17 protein-coding genes and 2 pseudogenes are annotated in these 20,766 nt (G+C 68.0%); 6 read left to right on the top strand and 13 right to left on the bottom strand.

Annotation, left to right across the window (positions count from 1 at the left end; translation table 11 throughout):
- Positions 1-27: 27 nt before the first annotated feature.
- The 5 genes from OHS70_RS08750 to OHS70_RS08770 all read right to left on the bottom strand — a co-directional run bounded on the left by OHS70_RS08750 (position 28) and on the right by OHS70_RS08770 (position 4,229).
- On the bottom strand, positions 28-1,071 hold the full coding sequence (locus OHS70_RS08750) for a methyltransferase (RefSeq protein ID WP_328395407.1): 1,044 nt from the start codon (positions 1,069-1,071) through the stop codon (positions 28-30).
- Between the two features lie 36 nt (positions 1,072-1,107).
- Positions 1,108-1,950: a tryptophan 2,3-dioxygenase gene (locus OHS70_RS08755; protein ID WP_328395409.1), complete on the bottom strand. Its 843-nt coding sequence runs from the start codon at positions 1,948-1,950 to the stop codon at positions 1,108-1,110.
- 65 nt (positions 1,951-2,015) lie between these two features.
- Positions 2,016-2,621, bottom strand: coding sequence for a DUF6875 domain-containing protein (locus tag OHS70_RS08760; protein WP_328395411.1), 606 nt, complete (start codon positions 2,619-2,621; stop codon positions 2,016-2,018).
- Positions 2,622-3,294: 673 nt separating this feature from the next.
- The gene (locus OHS70_RS08765) at positions 3,295-3,573 is read right to left on the bottom strand and encodes a hypothetical protein (protein WP_328395413.1); all 279 of its coding nucleotides are present in this window, start codon (positions 3,571-3,573) and stop codon (positions 3,295-3,297) included.
- 275 nt (positions 3,574-3,848) lie between these two features.
- A complete protein-coding gene (locus OHS70_RS08770) occupies positions 3,849-4,229 on the bottom strand; it encodes a winged helix-turn-helix transcriptional regulator (protein WP_328395415.1) in 381 nt (126 codons plus the stop codon).
- Between the two features lie 110 nt (positions 4,230-4,339).
- Between OHS70_RS08770 and OHS70_RS08775 the strand changes: the two genes are divergently transcribed.
- Complete coding sequence (locus OHS70_RS08775) at positions 4,340-4,747, top strand: RidA family protein (RefSeq protein WP_328395419.1); 408 nt, start codon at positions 4,340-4,342, stop codon at positions 4,745-4,747.
- 292 nt (positions 4,748-5,039) lie between these two features.
- Positions 5,040-5,435 (top strand): TOBE domain-containing protein, encoded by a 396-nt coding sequence (locus OHS70_RS08780; protein WP_328395421.1) that lies wholly within the window; start codon positions 5,040-5,042, stop codon positions 5,433-5,435.
- A 170-nt stretch (positions 5,436-5,605) separates the two neighbouring features.
- Here the strand turns inward: OHS70_RS08780 and OHS70_RS08785 are convergent, their stop codons facing one another.
- On the bottom strand, positions 5,606-6,025 hold the full coding sequence (locus tag OHS70_RS08785) for a TOBE domain-containing protein (protein ID WP_328395423.1): 420 nt from the start codon (positions 6,023-6,025) through the stop codon (positions 5,606-5,608).
- 279 nt (positions 6,026-6,304) lie between these two features.
- Here OHS70_RS08785 and OHS70_RS08790 point away from each other — a divergent pair, with 279 nt between their 5' ends.
- The 3 genes from OHS70_RS08790 to OHS70_RS08800 all read left to right on the top strand — a co-directional run bounded on the left by OHS70_RS08790 (position 6,305) and on the right by OHS70_RS08800 (position 9,636).
- Positions 6,305-6,700: a TOBE domain-containing protein gene (locus OHS70_RS08790; RefSeq protein WP_328395425.1), complete on the top strand. Its 396-nt coding sequence runs from the start codon at positions 6,305-6,307 to the stop codon at positions 6,698-6,700.
- A 100-nt stretch (positions 6,701-6,800) separates the two neighbouring features.
- Complete coding sequence (gene modA / locus OHS70_RS08795; protein ID WP_328395427.1) at positions 6,801-7,610, top strand: molybdate ABC transporter substrate-binding protein; 810 nt, start codon at positions 6,801-6,803, stop codon at positions 7,608-7,610.
- A 91-nt stretch (positions 7,611-7,701) separates the two neighbouring features.
- Positions 7,702-9,636 carry an ABC transporter permease gene (locus OHS70_RS08800; protein WP_328395429.1) on the top strand — a complete coding sequence of 645 codons (1,935 nt, stop codon included), beginning with the start codon at positions 7,702-7,704 and terminating at the stop codon, positions 9,634-9,636.
- Positions 9,637-9,699: 63 nt separating this feature from the next.
- On the opposite strand, the gene OHS70_RS08805 is transcribed toward OHS70_RS08800, so the two are convergent.
- Positions 9,700-13,713, bottom strand: a complete 4,014-nt coding sequence (locus OHS70_RS08805) for a molybdopterin-dependent oxidoreductase (protein WP_443062738.1) — start codon at positions 13,711-13,713, stop codon at positions 9,700-9,702.
- A 511-nt stretch (positions 13,714-14,224) separates the two neighbouring features.
- On the opposite strand from OHS70_RS08805, the pseudogene OHS70_RS08810 reads away from it, so the two are divergent.
- Positions 14,225-14,704, top strand: a pseudogene (locus tag OHS70_RS08810) (MerR family transcriptional regulator); the annotation flags it as partial.
- 46 nt (positions 14,705-14,750) lie between these two features.
- On the opposite strand, the gene OHS70_RS08815 reads toward OHS70_RS08810, so the two are convergent.
- The 6 genes and pseudogenes from OHS70_RS08815 to OHS70_RS08840 form a co-directional block, all read right to left on the bottom strand.
- Complete coding sequence (locus OHS70_RS08815; RefSeq protein ID WP_328395431.1) at positions 14,751-15,473, bottom strand: 4'-phosphopantetheinyl transferase family protein; 723 nt, start codon at positions 15,471-15,473, stop codon at positions 14,751-14,753.
- Entirely contained in the window at positions 15,470-16,327 is an 858-nt protein-coding gene (locus OHS70_RS08820; RefSeq protein WP_328395433.1) for a metallophosphoesterase family protein, read from the bottom strand. Before OHS70_RS08820 ends, OHS70_RS08815 begins: the two co-directional genes overlap by 4 nt.
- A gap of 59 nt (positions 16,328-16,386) precedes the next feature.
- Positions 16,387-16,707 (bottom strand): annotated as a pseudogene (locus tag OHS70_RS08825) (methylmalonyl-CoA mutase family protein); the annotation flags it as partial.
- Between the two features lie 231 nt (positions 16,708-16,938).
- Entirely contained in the window at positions 16,939-17,937 is a 999-nt protein-coding gene (locus OHS70_RS08830) for an NAD-dependent epimerase/dehydratase family protein (RefSeq protein WP_328395435.1), read from the bottom strand.
- Between the two features lie 172 nt (positions 17,938-18,109).
- Entirely contained in the window at positions 18,110-18,688 is a 579-nt protein-coding gene (locus OHS70_RS08835; protein WP_328395437.1) for a DUF2867 domain-containing protein, read from the bottom strand.
- Entirely contained in the window at positions 18,685-19,986 is a 1,302-nt protein-coding gene (locus OHS70_RS08840) for a cytochrome P450 (protein WP_328395439.1), read from the bottom strand. The genes OHS70_RS08835 and OHS70_RS08840 overlap by 4 nt, the downstream gene beginning before the upstream one ends.
- Positions 19,987-20,766 lie beyond the last annotated feature (780 nt).

Raw genomic sequence — 20,766 nt, forward strand, 5'->3', positions numbered from 1 at the left:
CCGAACACAGCACCGCTGCCTCTTGCCTCAGCTCTTGTAGGCCTCGATGACTCCATGGGGTGTCCAGGAGTTGATCGTGACCCTGTTGATCTTGGAGAACCCGCAGTGCCGCAGCCACTCCTCGTAGTGCTGCCACGGGTAGAGGGTGCTGCCGCGGAAAGGCAGCGTGGCGAAGTAGACGCTGTCCAGTCCGGCGTACAGCGGGCCGGTGCCGTCGTCGTCGGAGAAGGCGTTGAAGATGAGCACACGGGCTCCGTCGGCCATGGCGTCGAACGCCTTGCCGAGCAGGGCCTTGTTCTGCTCCGGAGTCCAGATCACCAGCTGGTGCGCGAACAGAATGCAGTCGTAGCCGGTCGGGTAGGCATCGTCGAACAGGTCCGCGGAATGGGTGTCGATGCGGTCGGCCAGACCGCTCCGGGCGATCTTGTCCTTGGCGACTTCAAGCGCACCGGGTCGGTCGAGGACGGTGATGCGCAGATGCTCGTGGGCCGATGCGAGGGCAATCGCGTTGACCGCGTCCCCACCACCGACATCGAGCACCCGCCGGACCTGTGAGTAGTCCACGCCGTCGAGCAGCACCGGATTCGACAGAGTGGACCAGGAGTTCATGCACCGGTAGAACAGCTGCTCGAGACCTTCGGTGTTGGCCAGACGGGTGTAGAGGTCCTGCGTGTCGCCCGGGAAGTGGCGCACACCGATGTTCTCGCCCGTGCGCAGCGACTCTGCATAGTCCATGGCCGGCAGGTAGGCGATCCGGGCCTGGAACTCCACGATGTCCCTGAGCACCTGCCAACTGCCTTCACGGAACGCCTCCTCCACGATCTCGCAGTTCCGGTAGCCGTCAGGGCCCTTTGTCGTGAGGCCCAGCGAGGTCGTCCCCAGCAGCAGCACCTGAGCGGAGCGCGTGCTCAGTCCGGTACCCGCCGCAACGGAGTCCGCCGGGGCCCCCGGCGCGCTGTGCAGATATTCGAAGAGCCCGAGCTCGCATGCGGCATTGAGTTGCTGAAACGCGGCGTGCCCGAACAGGATGGGCACCAGCCCGCGCATGGTCAGGGTAGGGGCGGCAGTCACGACCAGCCCTCCAGTCTGAGTCGATGGGATGGGGAGTCACAGGAGTGTGCGGACAGCCCACAGTTCGGGAAAGAAGCGGTGCTCGTTCACCGAACGAAGCCAGTCCAGGCCCGTTGTGCCGCCCGTTCCGGGCTTGCTGCCGAGCATGCGTTCCACCACGAGGAGATGGGTCGCGCGCCAGTGGGAGAACTGGTACGACACCTCGGTCAGCATCTCCGCGAGCCGATGGGCCTGTCGCCAGCGACCCGGCTCCTTGTAGACGGCGAGCCATGCCTGTTCCACGTCCGTGCTGGGCGTGTACGGCGCACCGGGCGCACGCTCGTAGACGTCTCGCGGAATCGTGGCTCCCAGGCGCACCAGCAGGCTCAGCGCTTCGTCGTAGAGACTCGGGGCGCGGAACGCCTTCGTGAGTTCTGGATAGAGGTCCATGTAGCCGGAACACTGAGCCACGGTCCGAGGGTCCTTGTTGCCGAGCGTGAATTCCAGTGCCCGGTACATGAAGGACTGAGTGCCTGATGCCTCACCGAGGATGTCGCGGAAAGCAAGGAATTCATCCGGGGACAGCGCCGTCATCGTGTCCCATACGTTCACCAGGAGCCGCTGGGCACGCACGGCACGCGAGAGACTCTCGCACGCCTGGTCGACCTGGCTCTCGCGAAGCTGTTCACGAGCCTGGTCAACCTCCACGAGCACAGCGCGGAACAGCAGTTCCTTGACATGGCTTATGAGCAGGAACGTCAATTCCCGTGGTGAATCGGATCGAGGTTGCTGCAATTCGTGCAGTCTGTCCATGTGGGCGTAAGTGACGTAGGGGGGTGCGCCCTCACTGCCGTGCTGCAGCACTGGACAGGAACTCGGCTGCTCCATGTTGGTCTTCATTTCTCCAAAGGCCAGGCTCTGGTGGACGCTTGCGAAGTCATCGGATTCGGCAGATGCTCAGCGGGTCAGTGCACCGGTTCGAGGTCCCCCGCCAGTCGGGCACGGGCGGATTCGAACAGTTTGACGAAATCAGGGTCGAGGCGGTCCGGCTTCTCGTAATGCCGTCCATGGCGACGCTCGTATTCTGCGAACCAGAAATCGTCGGCGTGCAGGAAGAGGATGTCGTGCAGAGCCATGTTCCGTACGGCGAACAACGGCACGGGCGACCTGTTGACGGGGAACCCGCTGTTGCGTGCTGCCGGCTCTTCGCAGGTCGGGTGGAACTGCCCCAGCATGCAACCGCTGGCCACGACACGGTCCTTGGTGAGCTCATGCGCCTTGTCGATCAACCAGTAGGCCTCGCGCGGCAGATCCGGCACCGCTACCACGAGGGAGTGCAGGTTGGGGTTCTTCGATCCCCACTCGTGGGTGGCGAAGGACTCGACTGCGTTTTCGACAATTCGCATCATGTGTGAGAGGCCGAACTCCGGCCGCCATTCTGCCGTGTACAGCACGAGACAGCCGGCTCTCCGGGATGGCTCGACGAACGGACACACAGCACCACTGCGCCCCAGTTCTGCATGGGGCTTGGTTATGTAGCTTCCCAGCCAGTCATCAATCAGCTTGGTCACATCTGGAGTCGGCTCTGTCAGCGTGATATCAATGTCCGGCACTGTTTCGCTTTCAAGTCGTGTAGGAGCGGTCCGGGCCCTCCTGTGGAGACCGTCGCATCAAGGAGGCTCAACAGGAAAAAGAGGGGCGACGTAAGTACCCTTCGACGTTGCTCGCAGCACCGGTTCCGGCATGGTGCCGATGAAACACGTCGCCTCGCCGGTCGGCAGAGTCAATGGGAATTGCAGGGAAAGCGCTGTCCTTGACCCCATCCATTGGCTCTGAGCGCGCTTGCGCAAGGTCGTACGGTTCGGTTCATTTGACGTGGTCCCGCGTCAGTTCAGGTACGACTTTGTCAGATAACGCCCATCGAGAGTAGGCCCTTTATGGCCGACGGCGGCCATGGCCACCCATGGACACAATTGTCGAGACGCAGAGACATGTCCCCGGGTACGTACGCAAACCTTGGCGGTGGCCGAGGCTGCTGCGCCGACAAGAGCCTGTCGGAATGCAACTGATGTCGTCACGCCGGCGGGCATCGAAGGCGAGGCCGTGCTCGGTCACGCCGGTCCGGTCATGACGGCCGGATGGAGCCGGGGACGGAAGGAGCGGGAGCCTGAGGACCTGATCGAGGTCCGGACGCTGTACCTGGCCGGTCCCGAGGGCCGGTCCGTCACCGTTCCCTCGCGCTCATCAGGGGCAGGGGCGGCCGGTCTGCAGGGTGGTGGCAGGCGCGGTGATGATGGTGTCGAGCCCGTCCCGGGTGTTCGCCAGGTTGCCGATCCCCACCGCGGCCATCGCCCGGGTCCGTGCCGAGGGACGGTCCGTCGAGGTGAGGGCTCTGGCCGGCGCCACGCCGTCCGTCCACCGGATAGAGGACGTGAGCGAGGCCGACGCCACCGTCTTCGCCGACGCCGTGAACGCGCTGTTGCCCGAGCGGACCGAGGAGATCGACGGCTCCGCCCTCGTCATCCTGCGCACCTTCATCCCTTCCCGGCGCGAGAAGTTCATGCGCGGCCTCAAGTGGTTCGTGTTCGGCTGCCTCGGAGTGGTCGTCGCCGTGTGCGTGACTGCCGGGATCGCGGGGGACGCGGGCCTCGCCATCGGCGTCATCACGACCGCGGGCCTCGCCATCGGCGTCATCACGACCGCGGGCCTCGGGGTCGGCGTGTGGGCCGCCCCGCGAGCCTTGGGGGCCCTGCGAGTGCGTTCCTTCGCGGCTGGACGGCAAGCGAGCCCTCAGCCCGTCAGGCGTCGAAGCGGTGGCGGGAGGCCTCGATGTGACCGAGGTACTGGTGGGTCCAGTCGCACAGTCCGTCGATCGTCACCCGCAGGGCCTGGCCCGGCTCGGTGAGGGTGTACTCGACCCGCGGCGGCACGACGGGGTGCACCGTCCGCTCGACCAGACCGTTGCGCTCCAGCATGCGCAGGTTCTGGGTCAGCATCTTGTGGCTGACGCCGTCGATCTCGTTCCGCAACTCGCTGAAGCGCAGGGTGCGTTCACCGAGAGACTCGATGATCAGGAGCGCCCACTTGTTGGCGATGTCCGAGAAGATCTCCCGCCCCAGAGAGTCCGCACGCCTCAGGTCCGCGCCCTCGGGCGAGCTGCTGAACTGCTTGGTCACCATCAGGTTCCCCAGTCACCGAAAAGTGCGTTCTTCCATGTCAGCGGTCACTCTCCTACGGTTTCCGAGTAACTGCAAGAGAGCGACTCTCACAGCAATGGAGGCAGGCAGCAATGGCCATCACCCTGGTGAACCCCAACGGATTGCCGGAAATCGACGCCTACCGGCAGGTGTCGATCGCGACCGGGTCGAAGCTGGTCTTCATCGCCGGGCAGGTCGCCTGCGACGTCGACGGTGTCACGGTCGGCGAAGGCGACCTCGCCGCTCAGGTCGAGCAGTGCTACCTCAACATCGGCACCGCCCTGGCCGCGGCCGGCGCTTCCTTCGACGACGTGGCGAAACTGACCGTCCACGTCGTCGACTGGACCCCCGACAAGATGCCCCTGCTCATGAAGGGCGTCACCCGGGCAGCCGCGAAACTGGGGGTCACCCCGGTCCCGCCCGCCACGCTGCTGGGCGTCGCGGCACTGGACGTACCCGACCACCTGGTCGAGATCGAAGCCACCGCCGTCATCGACTGAACAGGCGCACTTCGCCCCGGGGTTGTCCGGGCCCGGCGTCCGCCGCGGCAGCACGTGACCGCAGCCATCTGCGGCCCTTTGCGTGGCCTGCACCCGAAGGTTCCCGAGCACCGTCCCTCGCCGTGCCGTCGCACGATGTCCACGCCGCCGGTGGCGCCCGGCTCCAGCGCGGTACCGAAGCGGGTCAGCTGCCTCGCGCACAGCTCTGGGCAGGCCGATCACTCCGTCGCCGGCCGGTAGGGGGTGAGGCCGCCTCGGCGGCCGCTGCCAGGCACTGGCCTAGAGTGCGGGTGTGCCGTCGTACAGCATTGGGCAGGCAGCAGAGCTGCTGGGTGTGAGTTCCGAGACCGTTCGCCGGTGGGCGGACAGCGGTCGGCTGCGTATGGACCGGGACGGCTCGGGGAACCGCGTGATCGACGGGGTGGGCCTGGCGGCGTTCGCGCAGGAGCGGGCCGCGGGCATGCATCCGGTACCGGAGGGCGTGGCCACCTCCGTACGCAATTCGTTCGCCGGGATCGTGACCGCCGTACGCGTCGACGATGTGGCCGCCCAGGTGGAGATCCAGTCCGGTCCTCACCGGCTGGTCTCACTGGTCACACGAGAGTCCGTCGAGGAACTCGGCATCGAGGTCGGAGTCACCGTCACGGCGCGGGTCAAGTCGACGAACGTCCACATCGACCTCCCGTGAACTCCGCACGAGCCGGCAGACCTGCGTCTCATCCACACGCTTCACGAGGGCGTCCGGGGCAGGCAGTTGATGTGGCCTTGACCGCCGCGTCCTCGGCCTGAGCCGAAGGCCCGGCTCAGGGCGCACACGGAGTCATCCCATGATCGCGACGGAGGGGTTCCGCCGCGGGGTCAGACGTTGGCGAGCGCGATCTCGGTGGACTTGACCAGCGCGACGACCGAGGACCCCGAGGCGAGACCGAGGTCGGCGACGGCGTCCTTGGTGATCACCGCGGTGAGCCCGCCGCCCTCGACGTCGACCTTGACGCTCGCCATCGCGCGGCCCTCCGCCACGTCGCTCACCGTTCCGGGGATCTGATTGCGGATGCTCAGCCCTGCGACGTGGCCAGTGGCCAGAGCCACTTCGGTGGCCTTGACGAGGGCGCGTACGGCGGACCCCTCGGCGAGTCCCAGCTCCTTGACGGCCTCGGCGGTCACGGCGGCCGTGATGTCCTGCCCCCCGTCGAGGCGCACCTTGACGGTCGCCATGGCCTCGCCCGAGGTGACCGATGTGACGGTGCCGGGGAACTGGTTGCGAATACTCAGGCCCATGAAGAAACGCCTCGATTACTGGACGGAATGCCGGTTACATCCTGCAGCGCCTTCCGCACTCTACCCACACCCTTCGCAACCGTTCGGCGACGCATCGCAAGCAACACGCCGTCTCGGTGCCCGGCCGGCGAACCAGAGGAGACCTGCGCTTGTACCCGATCGCAAGACAGGGGGCCCTCCGCGGCGCAATTGCCCGTTCCTCCAATCGCCATAGCACCTGCCATGGAGAATCGACTGATCAATTGCAAATGTGAGGAGAAACGCCATACGGTGTCGCACATGCAGTCCTACACCATCGGACAGGCGGCACGTCTGCTCGGCGTCAGTCCCGACACCGCGCGCCGCTGGGCGGACGCCGGCCGGGTCGCAACCCATCGCGACGACAGCGGCCGCCGTCTCATCGACGGCCGCGATCTGGCCGCCTTCTCCATCGAGGTCGCCCAGAGCGGCAGTGGCGAGGACGACTCCTCCTGCACCTCGGCCCGCAACGCCTTCCCCGGCATCGTCACCGCCGTGAAGCTCGGCGACGTCGCCGCGCAGGTCGAGATCCAGGCAGGTCCGCACCGGCTCGTCTCACTCCTGACCCGGGAGGCCGTCGAGGAACTGGGTCTGGAGGTCGGCATGCAGGCCACCGCCCGCGTGAAGTCGACCAGCGTGCACATCGATCGCACCTGACCCTCGCGCAACCAAGCGGCGTCGCCCGTCACCGGCGCGGCTCATCACCATCCGCTCGGACGGCACCGGCCGACCATGCCCCCCGGGGAGTTCCACGCTCATGTCCCTCACTTTCACCAGACACCGCGCCGCCGCTGCTGTACTGGCCGCTGCACTCCTCGTTCCGCTCACTGCATGCGGCAACGACGGCTCCGAGAAGGACACCGGCAGCGCGAAGGCCACCGAGTCCGCCACAGGCACTCCCAAGGCCAACTTGACTGTGCTGGCAGCCTCTTCACTGACCGACGTGTTCAAGACCGCCGGCGCGGCGTACGAGAAGAAGAACCCGGGGACGAAGATCACGTTCTCCTTCGCGGGGTCGCAGGAGCTGGTCGCCCAGGTGAAGCAGGGCGCCCCGGCCGACGCCCTGGTCACCGCCGACACCAAGAGCATGGACGGCGTGAAGGCGGACACCGGCACCCCGACCGTCATCGCGAAGAACCGCCTCGTCATCGCGACCGTCGAGGGCAACCCGCACAAGGTCGACGCACTCAAGGACCTCGCGGACACGAAGCTGAAGGTCGTCCTCGCCGCCCCCGAGGTGCCGGCCGGCAAGTACAGCAAGAAGATCCTCGACGCCCAGAAGATCACGGTGGAGCCCGTCTCGCAGGAGCCGAACGTCCGGGCCGTGCTCAGCAAGGTCGAGCTCGGCGAGGCCGACGCGGGTCTCGTCTACAGGACGGACGCCGAAACGGCCCCCGACAAGGTCGACGCCGTCGAGGTCCCCGACGCGCAGAACGCCGTCGCCGCATACCCGGCCGCCACACTGAAGCAGTCCGAGAACGCCGAGGCCGCCGCCGCGTTCGTCGCGTGGCTGTCCACGCCCGAGGCACAGAAGATCCTCCAGGACGCGGGCTTCCAGAAGCCGTAGCCCCGGCGACTGCCGTGAGGGGGTTGTCCGTTCCGGGGGAACCGACAGCCCCCCTCGCTCATCCGTCACCCCGAGCCCCCAGGTATTCCCGATGAAACGAATCCGCAGTCGCGCACCGGGCCCCCGCACCCCGGTCACCCTGGCGATCCCCGCGCTGCTGGCCGTCGCCTTCCTGCTGCTCCCCCTTGTCGGGATCCTCGTACGGACCCAGTGGCCGGAACTCGGCAGCCATCTGACCGGCCCGGGAACGACCGAGGCGCTGAAGCTCTCGCTGCTGGTCTCGTTCTGGGCTCTCGCTCTGTCCCTGGTCCTGGGCGTACCGCTGGCGTGGCTGCTGGCCCGAGTCCCGTTCCCCGGCAAGGCGTTCGTGCGCTCCCTCGTCCTGCTGCCCATGGTGCTGCCACCGACCGTCGGCGGTGTCGCGCTGCTCCTCGCGTTCGGCCGCCGCGGGCTGCTCGGGCCCTGGCTGGAGAACACCTTCGGCATCACCCTGCCGTTCCACACCTCGGGCGCGGTCCTCGCTGCGGCCTTCGTCGCCATGCCGTTCCTCGTCATCAGCCTCGAAGGCGCGCTGGGCGGGCTCCGTCCACGATACGAGGAGACCGCCGCCTCCCTCGGGGCCTCACCGGTGCGGGTGTTCTTCACCGTCACGATGCCGATGGTCGCCCCCGGCCTCATCGCGGGAGCGGCCCTGACCTGGGCGCGGGCGCTGGGCGAGTTCGGCGCCACCATCACCTTCGCGGGCAACCTCCCCGGCACCACCCAGACGCTGCCGCTGCAGGTGTATCTGCTGCTCCAGGACGAGCCGGAGGCCGCGACATCGGTCTCTCTGCTGCTGCTCGCCATCGCGATGCTGGTGCTCGTCGCGCTGCGCGGCCGCTGGGCCGGCACGCCCGCCGCCCGCGCGCATGTACCCGGGCCCCCGGTGGACGAGGCGGTCCCGGCACCCGTTCCCGAGCCCGACGCCACCCAGCACTCGGCACCGCAAGAGCTCTGGTCCCTGCACGCCGAGGTCACCGGCTTCAACCGGCTCACCCTGGACGCCGAACCCCGCACCACCATCGCCGTCGTCGGCCCCAACGGGGCAGGGAAGACCACCCTGTTGCGCGCACTGCTCGGCCTCACCCCACGCGCCCACGCCGAACTCCGGCTCAGCGATCACGATGTCACCGGCCTTCCACCGCACCGCAGGGGCGTGGCCTGGGTCCCGCAGGACGGTGCCCTCTTCCCGCACATGAGCGCCCTCGCCAACACCGCGTACGGACTGCACGCCCACGGCGTCCCCCGCGCCGAGGCCCGCCGCAGCGCCCAGGAATGGCTCGACCGGCTCGGCGTCGGCCATCTCGCCCATCGCAGACCGGCTCAGCTCTCCGGCGGACAGGCCCAGCGTGTTGCGCTCGCCCGGGCGCTGGCCGCCCGCCCCCGGCTCCTCCTCCTGGACGAACCGCTCGCCGCCCTCGACCAGACCACCCGAGCCCACGTCCGCCACACCCTCCGCCGTCATCTCGACGGCTTCGGCGGCGTCTGCCTGATCGTCACTCACGACCCCGTCGAAGCCGTCGCGCTCGCCGACCGGGTCCTCGTACTCGACGACGGACGCGCCGTTCAGGACGCCCCGCCCACCGAGGTGACCCGCCACCCGCGCTCCCCGTGGGTCGCCCGCATGCTCGGCCGCAACGCCTGGCCCGGCACCGCCACCGCCGAAGGCATCCAGCTCACCGGCGGCGGCACACTCGTCGTCGCGGACCCTCTCCCGGTCGGCTCCGACGCCCTCGCGATCATCGCTCCGGAAGCCGTCGCCGTTCACCGCGACAGGCCCAGCGGCAGCCCTCGCAATGTGTGGCCCGGCGCCGTACGGGAGATCACCACCAGCGGGAGCCGGCTACGTGTCCTGATCACCTCCGAGCACGCGCCGGACCTCGTCGCCGAGATCACCCCGCAGGCCGCCGCCGAACTCGGCCTCGCCGACGGAACTCCCGTCTGGACCAGCGTCAAAGCGACCGAAGCAGCCGTCGTGGCCCTCTGAACCGATGCCGCCGCGGACGAACCGGGCGGACGATGACCAGGGCGCCCTGGAACCGGATGCGCCTCAATAGACGTCGCGGACATACCGCTTGTCGGCGGCCAGCTGCTTGACGTAGAGAACCGCTCCGTCCTCGTCGAGGCCGCCGTGTGCGACTGCGATGTCCCGCAGCGCCTGGTCGACGTCCTTGGCCATCCGCGCGGCATCGCCGCAGACGTAGAAGTGTGCGCCGTCCTGGAGCCACGACCAGAGCAGGGGACCGTGTTCGCGCATCCGGTCCTGAACGTAGATCTTGGCGCGCTGGTCGCGGGAGAAGGCGGTGTCGAGGCGGGTGAGGGTGCCATCGGCGAGGAAGGCGGTCAGCTCGTCCTGGTAGTAGAAGTCGGTGGCGCGGTGCTGTTCGCCGAAGAAGAGCCAGCCGGGGGCTCGGTGGCCACGGGCTCGGCGTTCCTCGAGGAAGCCGATGAAGGGTGCCACTCCGGTCCCGGGGCCGACCATCACCATCGGTGTGTCGGGGTCCGCCGGGGGCCGGAAGTGCGGGGAGCGCTGGACGAGGACCGGCACCGTGGCGCCGTCGACGGCATCGGCGAGGAACGGCGAGCACACGCCCTTGCGGAGGCGGCCGTGGACATTCTCGTACCGGACGACGGAGACCGTCAGCGACACCTGGTGCGGGTCCGTGAGCGGGCTGGACGATATCGAGTACAGGCGGGGCTGCAGGCGCTTGAGGACACCGGCCCACTCGTTCGGGGTGGCGCGGACGGGGTGCTCGGCGACGACGTCCACGGCCTGACGGCCCCAGGACCACCGGGCGAGTTCGCCCTTGTTGTCGGGGCGCAGCATCTTCTTCAGGTCGCGGTCGCCGGTGCGCTCGGTGATGAAGCCCAGCAGCGCCGGGGTGAGCTTGGTGATGTCCAGGTGCCGGTGCAAGGCGTCGGTGAGGGGGACCTCGCCGACGCCGGCGACGTCGACAGCGGCGGCCGGGTCGAGACCGGTGACGGCGAGCCATTCGGTCACGAGATCGGGGCAGTTGACGGGATGCACGCCGAGGGCGTCGCCGACCTCGTAGGCGAGCGGAGTCCCGCTGTCGCTGGTGTCGAAGGTGAACCGCCGGACCTCCTTGCCCGCGCCGGGGAGGCTGAGGAGCCGGTTGCCGGTGAGCCGCGCGGCGGCGGGGGCCGGCCTGGCGCTGCGGACAGGGGCGGCGGCCGGTGCGGGGGCCGACCCGGTCGTCGGTAGTGCGGTGAGGTTGCTGAGGACGTGGTCGAGCCACGCGTGGGCAGGGAGCTCGTAGTCCGGTTCGCAGTCGGTGCGGGGGGCCAGGCGTACGGCCCCCAGCTCGTCCAGACGCTGGTCCAGGCGACGTCCATGGCCGCAGAAGTCGTCGTACGAGGAGTCCCCGAAGGCCAGGACCGCGTACCGCCTGCCGTCCATGCGCGGGATGTCCGCAGCGGTCAGGGCGTTCCAGAACCCCGATCCGTTGTCGGGTGCGTCGCCGTCACCGAACGTGCTGGTGATCAACAGGAGGTCGGCAGCGGGAGGGAGGGCGCGCGGGTCGGTGTCGTCCATGCCGACGAGCTCGGCGCGGTGGCCGGTTGCGGTGAGCCGGTCGGCGGTGGCCGCGGCGAACTCCTCGGCATTGCCCGTCTGCGAGGCCCACAGGACGACCACCTCACGGCCCTGAGGAGTGGCCTGCGTCGTCGCTTCCTCCGGGCTCTGCGGGGCACGCGAGTACATGCCGGCGAGCACGCCGTTCACCCACCGCGCGTGCTCCTCACGGAAAGGCGCACCGGCCGGCAGCACGGGAACGCCGGGCGCGCCTGATTCCAGTCCGGCCAGGAAGCCGACCAGGTACTGGCGCTCGTGCTCAAAGAGCACGGGCGGTGGCGCGCCCTCCAGCCCGAGGACCGAGGCCGCGCCGGGCTGGACGGCGGTCGGCACCATCGCGGCCGGCACCTCGCCGGACGCGGCGACGGGCGCCTGAGCCACGACCACCGGAGTGGCCACCTTGGCCAGCGTCACCGCGCACACCTTCAACTCAGGCTGGAAGGAGATCGGGTCGACTGCATCGCTGGTCACCGCGTTGATGCTCAGGTACTCCCCGAACAGGTCGTTCCAGTGGAACGGTGCGAAGCAGCAGCCCTGCCGCACCCGGTCCGTCAGAACGGCCGGCAGCACGGCGCGGCCGCGCCGGGATGCGATCTCGACCGAATCGCCCTCCCCGATCCCCAGCTTTTCGGCGTCCTGCGGATGCAGTTCGACGAACGGCGCCGGGTCGAGCTTGTTGAGCCTGGCGACCTTTCCGGTCTTGGTGAGGGTGTGCCACTGGTGCTGGAGCCGCCCGGTGTTGAGGACGAACGGGTAGTCCTCGTCGGGCATTTCCGCGGCCGGGATGTGCGGGCGGGCGAAGAAGACGGCCCGTCCGCCTGCCGTCGGGAACACCGGGCCGTTGCCGTCCTCGCCCAGATAGCGGATCGGGTTGCGGTCCGGGCCATCGGTGGTCGCGGCGGGCCACTGGACGGGAGTGGCGCGCAGCCGCTCGTACGTCACGCCCCGCAGGTCGTAGCCGGTCTTCGGGTTCGCGGCGCGCTTGATCTCCTCGAAGATCTCCTCGGCGCCGGTGTAGGAGAAGGCATCGGCGTATCCCATCTCGCAGGCGATACGCGCGATGATCCGCCAGTCCGCGAGCGCCTCCCCCGGCGGGTCCACGGCCGGCTGGGCGAGGGTGAGGTTGCGTTCGCTGTTGATCAGTACGCCCTCGGTCTCGGTCCACAGGGCGCCCGGCAGCATGACGTCGGCGTAGGCGTTGGTCTCGGTGTCGGTGAAAACGTCCTGCGTGATGACGAGTTCGGCCGCTTCCAGACCCTCGATGACCGTCCTGCGGTTGGCGACCGAGGCGACCGGGTTGGTGCAGATGATCCAGCAGGCTTTGATCTCGCCGTCCGCCATCCGCTGGAACATCTCGACGGTGCCCTTGCCCGATCCGTCCTTGCGCACCGTGCCGGGCTCGAGGTCCCACAACTCCTCCACGAAGGCGCGGTCCTCGTCCACCAGCACCGACCGCTGACCGGGCAGTCCGGGGCCCATGTAGCCCATCTCGCGGCCGCCCATGGCGTTGGGCTGACCGGTGAGGGAGAACGGACCGCTGCCAGGGCGGCATATCGCGCCGGTGGCCAGGTGCAGATTGATCAGGGCATTGGTGTTCCAGGTGCCGTGGGTGGACTGGTTGAGCCCCATGGTCCAGCAGCTCATCCACTCCCCCGCCGCGCCGATCAGCTGCGCCGCCCGGCGGATGTCCGCCTCCGGGATGCCGGTGATCTCGGCGACCTTTGCGGGCGGGTAGTCCGCAAGGAACTCCGGCATCGCCTCCCAGCCCTCGGTGCGCTCCGCGATGAAGCCGGCGTCCGTGTCGCCGTTCTCCACCAGCAGGTGCAGCAGGCCGTTGAGCAGAGCCAGGTCGGTCCCCGGCTTGATCTGCAGGAAGAGGTCGGCCTTGTCGGCGGTGGCGCTGCGCCGCGGGTCGACGACGATCAGCTTGGCCCCCGCCTTCACCCGTTCCATCAGCCGCAGGAACAGGATCGGGTGGCAGTCCGCCATGTTGGAGCCGATGACGAAGAAGACATCCGCGTGTTCGAAGTCCTGGTAGGAACCGGGCGGGCCGTCGGCGCCGAGGGAGAGCTTGTAGCCGGTGCCCGCGCTCGCCATGCACAGACGGGAGTTGGACTCGATCTGATTGGTGCGGACAAAGCCCTTGGCCAGCTTGTTGGCCAGGTACTGGGCCTCCAGGCTCATCTGCCCGGAAACGTAGAACGCGACAGCGTCCGGGCCGTGCTCGTCGATGATCGCCCGCAGCCGCCCGGCCGTCCGCGTGATCACCTCGTCCACACCGGCGGACACCGGCTCGGCCCCTCGCTCGGGACGCGTCAGTGCGGTGGTCATGCGGCCCGGGGCGGCGAGCATGTCGGCCGTCGTCGCACCCTTGGTGCAGAGCCTGCCGAAGTTGGCGGGGTGGGCCTTGTCGCCCGATGCCTTGAGGACCTTGCGACGGCCGTCGGGGCCGGAGGCGATGTCGAGGACCATGCCGCAGCCCACACCGCAGTACGAGCAGACCGTCCGCACCTGGGAGGCGGCCGTCGACGAGTCCTGTGGGGGCACCGGATGGCCTCTCTGTTGATCGAACGTGCCCTCGACAGTACGAAACGCCCATTACGGAGATGTGACCTCGGCCGATCATGGGCAGTAACGCTCGTCACACACCCGCCGGACCGCCACTGTGAGGATCAGCAGGATTCGGCATCTGTCAGGTGGAGCCGCAGCACGCTGCGCATATGCCGTGCGTTTGGGGCGGGGCCCGTTTGCGATCTCCACCGCACTGGAAGCAGCAGGGCCGCGCCCGTGCCCGTGCCATTGCGGGCGGGCAGATCGGCTGGGGACAGGTCCCCCCGTCCCCTCGGCGTAACACTGTGAGCAAGCGGGCACGAGGCGGGCAAGGGCGGCGTTCCCGAAGGTCACATCGCCGTGCCCGACCGTGCCGCGCAGGCTCAGCGGACCTGCTTGAGTCTCCCGTAGGAGGAGACGCGAGGGTGGGGGCATGAACGACGGCGACGCGCTGTACTCGATCGGTGACCTGGCCCGGCGGACCGGCCTGACGGTCAAGGTCATCCGGTTCTACTCCGATTCCGGCATCGTGCCGCCGACCGAGCGCAGCCCGGCCGGCTACCGCCGCTACGGCATCGACGCCGTCGCACGCCTGGACCTCGTGCGCACCCTGCGCGACCTGGGTCTCGGCCTCCCCACGATCCGGAAGGTCGTGGACCGGGAGATCTCGCTCCCTCAGCTCGCCGCAGCGCACGCCGAAGCCCTGGAGGTGCAGATCCGCACCCTGCGTGTGCGACGCGCGGTACTGACAGCGGTGGCCCGACGTGGCTCCGACCCCGAGGAGTTGGATCTCATGCACAAACTGGCCAGGCTCTCCGAGGACGAACGACAGCGTCTGATCGACGACTTCCTCGGCACCGTCTTCGACGGCCTGCACGACCACCCCGCATTCGCCGCGGTGACCCGCTCGATGCTGCGCCGACCCGCCGCGGTACGCACGGACCGTGCCTCGTGACCGATCAGCGAATGTGCACACCGGGCGGAGCCGCCGCACTCGACACGCCGTCGCCAACCTTGCACGAGCTCGTTGTCATGAGGGAAATAGCGGTGATCAGCAGACCCTTGTGGGCCAGCCACCTGCCTTCGAGGCGGTCGGTCGGTGGCCTGCGTGGGGGGTGGTGCGGCAGACGGAGCTGCGCGGTGAACGTGGTGACGCCGACGTCGAAGGAGATGTCGGCGTCTTCGAACTCCAGGCGCTGTCCCGTGTACGGGTACCAGCTCTTGTAGACGCATTCCTTCATGCCGAACAGCAGGCGATCCCAGTGGACTTCGGGCGCGGCACGACGCATTCTGCGTATCCTCCGCTGTTCTTCGGGCAGTGCGATGGACTCCAGGATTCCCTCCGGCAGCGGCAAGTTCGGCTCGGCGTCGATGCCCAGCAGCATCACATCGGTGGTGCGGGCGAGTGCCGCTGCGCGGTACCCGGCGCAGTGGGTGATGCTGCCGACGACTCCCTCGGGCCACTGAGGGGCGCCGTGGTGGTTGGGAAGGATGGGCCGGGGCGGCAGGCCGAGCTTGCCGAGGGCCTCGCGGGCGCACCGTCGGGCGGTGGTGAACTCGCGCTTCCGGGATTCCACCGACTTCTCGATGAGTCGGCGCTCCGCCGGGAAGAGGACCGTTCCCAGCGGGTCGCGGAAGGCCTCCGAGACGGCGACATGGCTCGGGAGGATGCGTTCGATCATGAGTGCCGCCCCCCGGGTGCGGGCTCTTGCGGGAGAATGCGGCGCAACCCTACGGCGGGGTGGCCGGGACGATGCCATTCACGTGGGTAGCCGACGGAGACTTCCTCGAACCTCACCCCGTCGTGCCAGGTCGTGCGCGGGATGTGCAGATGCCCGTAGACGACGGTGTGTGCCCGGAAGCGGCGGTGCCATTCCGCAGTGCGCACGGTGCCGCACCACTGCGCGAATTCGGGGTGTCTCAGAACGTGGGTGGGCTCGCGGACGAGTGGATAGTGGTTGATGAGCACGGTCGGCAACGCCGGGTCGCATGCCGACAGACGTTGCTCGGTCTCCACGACTCTCGCATCGCACCAGGCCTCTCGGCTGGGGTAGGGGTCGGGGTGCAGGAGGTACTCGTCGGTGCAGACGACGCCCCGGCTGTGGGCAACGGCCAGGGACTCTTCCTTGGTGTCGGTGCCCGGAGCCCGGAAGGTGTAGTCGTAGAGAACGAACAGCGGCGCCACTGTGACCGGCCCGCCCGGCCCGTCCCACAGGGCATACGGGTCCTCGGGAGTGAGGATGCCGAGGCTTCTGCACAGTTCCACGAGATGCTCGTACCGTTGCCGCCCGCGCAGTTGCAGGGGGTCATCCGGGGGTGTCCACAGTTCGTGATTGCCAGGGGCCCAGATGACCTGGGCGAACCTGTCACTCAAGGCAGTGAGCGCCCAGGCGATGTCGTGGGAGAACTCACCCACGTCGCCTGCGACGATCAGCCAGTCCTCATCGGATATCGGTCGTAGCTCCTCCACGATCTTGCGGTTCTCCGCGTGATTGACATGGAGGTCGCTGATGGCCAGCAGGTTTCCCCGGCTCATACGTCCTTCACTGGTCCTCTGTCTGGTGCGAGTTGCGCGGGTCGGCAGGCTCTGCGAGTAGGGGCGGCGCTGTGGTGGCCCATCCGGGTCGGCAGGTCGAAGGCCGCCGGCAGACCCGTCGTACCGTTCGCGATCAGCTGCTTGTACCGGGCGTCGGACCCGACGGCCGTGCCGAGACCGGCGTACTGGCGCATCGTCCACGGCCGCCCGGTGTGCGTCGACGGGTGGGCACCCCGCGTGAAGAGGCTGGTGCCGGGCTCGCCCGGCTTGTCGGTCGGCTCCCACCCCGCGAGCGCGTCCGGTCCATGGACCGGCTCCATGCGCAGCCCGGACTCGGACTCGCGTGCCGCATGCGGTGCGTCGATGACGGTTCCTCCCATGACGGTCTCGATGTGTGCGATGACGAGGTCGACCACCCGACGTGCGGCGGCCGAGTAGGGGTTCACCGGCTTCCGGTTGCTCATCGGCTCCACGATTCCGGCATGCCTCGCCGGAATCGTGGAGCGACTGTGCGACCTCCGGCCCCGGCTGGGCCGCGGCCGGAGCGAATGCCTGCCGGAGCCGTACGGAACCGGTCGCGGGCGCTGTCGGGGTGGTGTTCCGCCGCGCCGCTATCCCCCGGTGCCGGTCGGGGTCCGTCGTCCTCGCAGCTCTTCGCCCAGCTTCCGCATTCCCTCTTCGAAGCCGATCCGCGGGCGGTACCCGAACTCGGATCGGAGCCTTTCGCTGGAGAAGCCCTGCTCTGTCGTCAATATGTCCACCGCCAGCCTGGTCAGCGGCGGACTCGATCGAAGACGGAGCCCGCGATAGGTGGCCTCGATCGCCCATGCGGCCGTGTACGCGACACGGCGGGGAATCCGGACGAAGCGCGGCTGCGGCAGGCCTGCGATCTCGGCCAGGCGCTCGAAGTAGGTCTGCCAGCTGACCGTTGAATCATCGGTGATGTTGAATGCCCGGCCCACGCTCCGCGCGTCGGACGCGACGAGCAGAATCGCGTCCACGGCGTTCGTGACCTCGGTGAGCCCCGCCGAACGGTCTGCCGGGAGCATGGGGACACCTTGGCGCAGCAGCTCCAGCGCGTCATCCACGAAGGTGCGCGAACGCGGTCCGTACAGGCTGGCCGGCCGCACCACGACGGTGGGCAGATCGTGCTTGTCGACGAACTGCCACAGCAGTTCCTCGGCCTCGATCTTGGTGTCGCCGTAGAGGAATCCACGCCGACGCAGCGGCGCGCTCTCGTCGACGGGGCGATCGGGGTGGCCGTAGACGTCTGTCGAGCTGACGTGCACGAACAGGCCCACACCCGCCGCACTACTGGCCTCCAGCAGATTCTGCAGGCTGGTCACGTTGGCGGCTCGGAACTCGTCCCAGGTGCCCCAGTCCTTGACCAGTGCGGCACAGTGGAATACGCGGTCGAAACCCTCGAGGCAGCGCGTGAGCGAACTGCGGTCCAGGAGGTCGGCCTCCACGACGTCGACCCCTAGGCGGTCGAGGTGGCTGCGGTCGCTGGACCTGCGTACCAGGGCCGTCACGTTCTCGCCGGCGGCGAGAAGACCCTCCACGAGATGGCTTCCCAGGAATCCGCTGGCCCCGGTCACCAGGTTGCGCATGTCTTGTCCTTCTTTCGGAAGCACATATGGACTCGGCGGCTGGTGAAGACCGCGGAGTCCACCTGCTCGTTGGTGTGCGCCGCATCGAAGACGGGCTGTCGGCGACGGTCCGGAGCATCTCTACGAACTCGGCGACGTCTGTCTGTCGCCGAGCCGTCGAATCCGGGTGACATCAGGCGTACTTCGACCAGTTGCGGCCGATCCCGCGAACGAGAGAGGGAACCACCAATGTGCGCCGGAACGGCGTGATTCCGGCCATATAGGCCTTCCCGAACCATCCGTTGGGTCGCACCAACGCGGCCATCTCGCCGCGATAGCCGCCGGACCCGTCCGGTACCCAACCGATGTGCATCACCACGTGCACGGTCTTGTTGGCCATTTCGGCCGCCCACTCCGTCTCGGCCTGATAGATGGAACGGAGTGGGACCACCGCGAAGTCGGGTCCGCGTGGCCCGTCGCGCAGATCGTCCGGCAACCGGTCACGCAGCGACGCCACTCGTTTGCCGACGCCGTCTTCGGATCGGTCCAGGCGGAACAGCGCACCGAGCTTCCAGCGAATCGCGAACAGGACGCGAAGCACGGCAGCGGACATCTCTGAGTCGTCGTCCGAAGTGAACTGCTTCACCAGTCGCGGCAGATCGTCCGGCCCGCCCGGCGTCGGCAGTGCCCACACGTCCTCGAGTGTGAAGTCCTGTGTGAACTCATGGATACGCCAGGGCCGGGCGGTATACATGTCGTTCGGAATCCTCATACAGCGACAGCCTTCCTGGTGCGGGCTCGGAGCGCCATGCGAGCACCGTGCTCAGGCTTGATGAGGATTCCCCGGTGGTGCACCCGCTCCGGCGTCTTGTCGGGCCGGTGCAGATCAAAGTGAGTGAGGACGACGCGCAGCACGCTCTTCATCTCGTCGATCGCGATCTTGTCGCCGGGGCAACGGGTGATGTTGCCTCCGAACGGGGCCCAGGCGCTCAGATCCAGCTTGACGTTGAGATACCGCTCGGGGCGAAACGCCTTGGGCTCCTCGAAGTTGTGCGGATCAGTGCTCAGCAGATGCGCACTCGCCCACACGATGTCGCCGGGCTCGTAGTACACGCCGCCGATCTGGATCGGGGCCATCACCTCACGGGGCATGAGCAGTGGCAGCGGCGGGCGGAGGCGCAGCACCTCGTAGCAGACCGCCTCGAGGTAGTCATCGGTCTCGCCCGCGTCGATCTCGTCCCGCAGACGCTCGAGTTCGACGGGGAACCGGCTCAGGTACTCGAGCGCCCATGCGACGGACGACACAGTCGTCTCCGTACCCGCGAGGAACAACGTCATGATTTCGTCGCGCAGTTCCACATCGGTCAGCTTGCGGCCGTCGACTTCGATGTTGAGCATCATCGACAGCAGGTCGTCGCCGAGCTGGCCGATCGCCCGACGCTCGTTGAAGGCCTCGAAGAGCAGTTCGTCCGCGCGGCGCCGGTGCTTCAGGAAGGGGGCCAGGCCGGTGCTCGGTATCGACTTGATCACCCAGTTCGAAAAGCGCGACATCTGCTCCAGCGGGAATGCCGCCGTCATGTGGTTGTTGAGCTCCACCACACCCATGATCTCTTCGATCAGTTCGTTCCAGCGCGAAGGAACGACCTTGCCGAAGACGACCTCGCGGATCACCTCGACGGTGAACCGATGGATGACCGGCCGCAGCGGCATCACCTTGTTCTGTGGCCAGTTCGGGATGTCCCGCTCGGCCATTTCCTCGATCGCGGCCTTGATTCGCTGATACGCCGTGCCCTTGAAGCTCGGCAGCAGTTCCTTGCGCCTGACCTTGTGCTCGTCCCCGTCGAGGAAGGCTAGGCCGGTCCTGCCGAAGAACTTCCTGGAGACATCGTTGCCGTTGCTGGTGTGCAGGACGTCGGGAGACGCGTGGAACATTTCCCTGACATCCACCGGGTCGGAAATGACATACATGTCGGGACCGGGCCTGAGCTGCAGCTTGAACCGGTGACCGAGCTTGTCCCGGACCTTCTCGAGCCAATCCGTCTGGTACTTCGTGAAAAGGTACGTCTGCAAGGCTCCCGGCGCGCTCGGTGCCGGGAGATCAGCAGCTCGGATCGTGATCGGAGGACGCCTGGCAGAATGATCTATCGGGCAGCGGCCGGCGGGAGTCGTGTTGAGAGTGCTCATTTCCGTCCCTGGATTTCGTGGATCACTGGTGATCGGACATCAGATGGGGGTGACGCGCCAGGTCGCCCAGTGGGTCGAGCAAGCCGGAGTGGGCGACCCGTCCTTCTCCTCGCCCCGGGTGGCCGGGGCCAGGTGCCACACCGGCGCCGCCGTTCTTCTCTCTGGCCAAACCTGCTCCCCCTCCTCCCGGACGCGCGGCATGGTCGCGTTTTCAACTACTCTCGTGCTGTCGAGGCTGAGATGACCGGACACCATGAAGAGCCCGCGAACACCGCTGGGGATACAGGTCACTTGGATGCAATTCACCAAGGGGGCCGGCGGAGACGTGGACGGGTGAGCAGCCGATCTCCCGGTGCACTGCCGCGCCGGCGGGGTTCAGGGATCGACGCAGTGCCGGCCGGTGCGGAAGCCATCGGCAGCGTCCCGTCCGTACCCCTCCACAGGGCCCCGCAGCTGCGGGTCACGTCCCTGGAATGCCTCCACGAGGACCCAGAGGGGCAGCCCGGAGCGCATACCCGCCCGCTCGGCCAATGGCCCCACGCGGACAGCCCCGAAGTCCCGGCCGGCTGGGAAGTCGCACCAACGGGCCGGTCAATGAGGAGAGATCGGTATTGCACCGGCTGCCTGTTCAGCCGTCACGTCCAGCACCAATGCCCGGTCGACGAC

Source organism: Streptomyces sp. NBC_00390 (assembly GCF_036057275.1).
Lineage (GTDB): Bacteria > Actinomycetota > Actinomycetes > Streptomycetales > Streptomycetaceae > Streptomyces.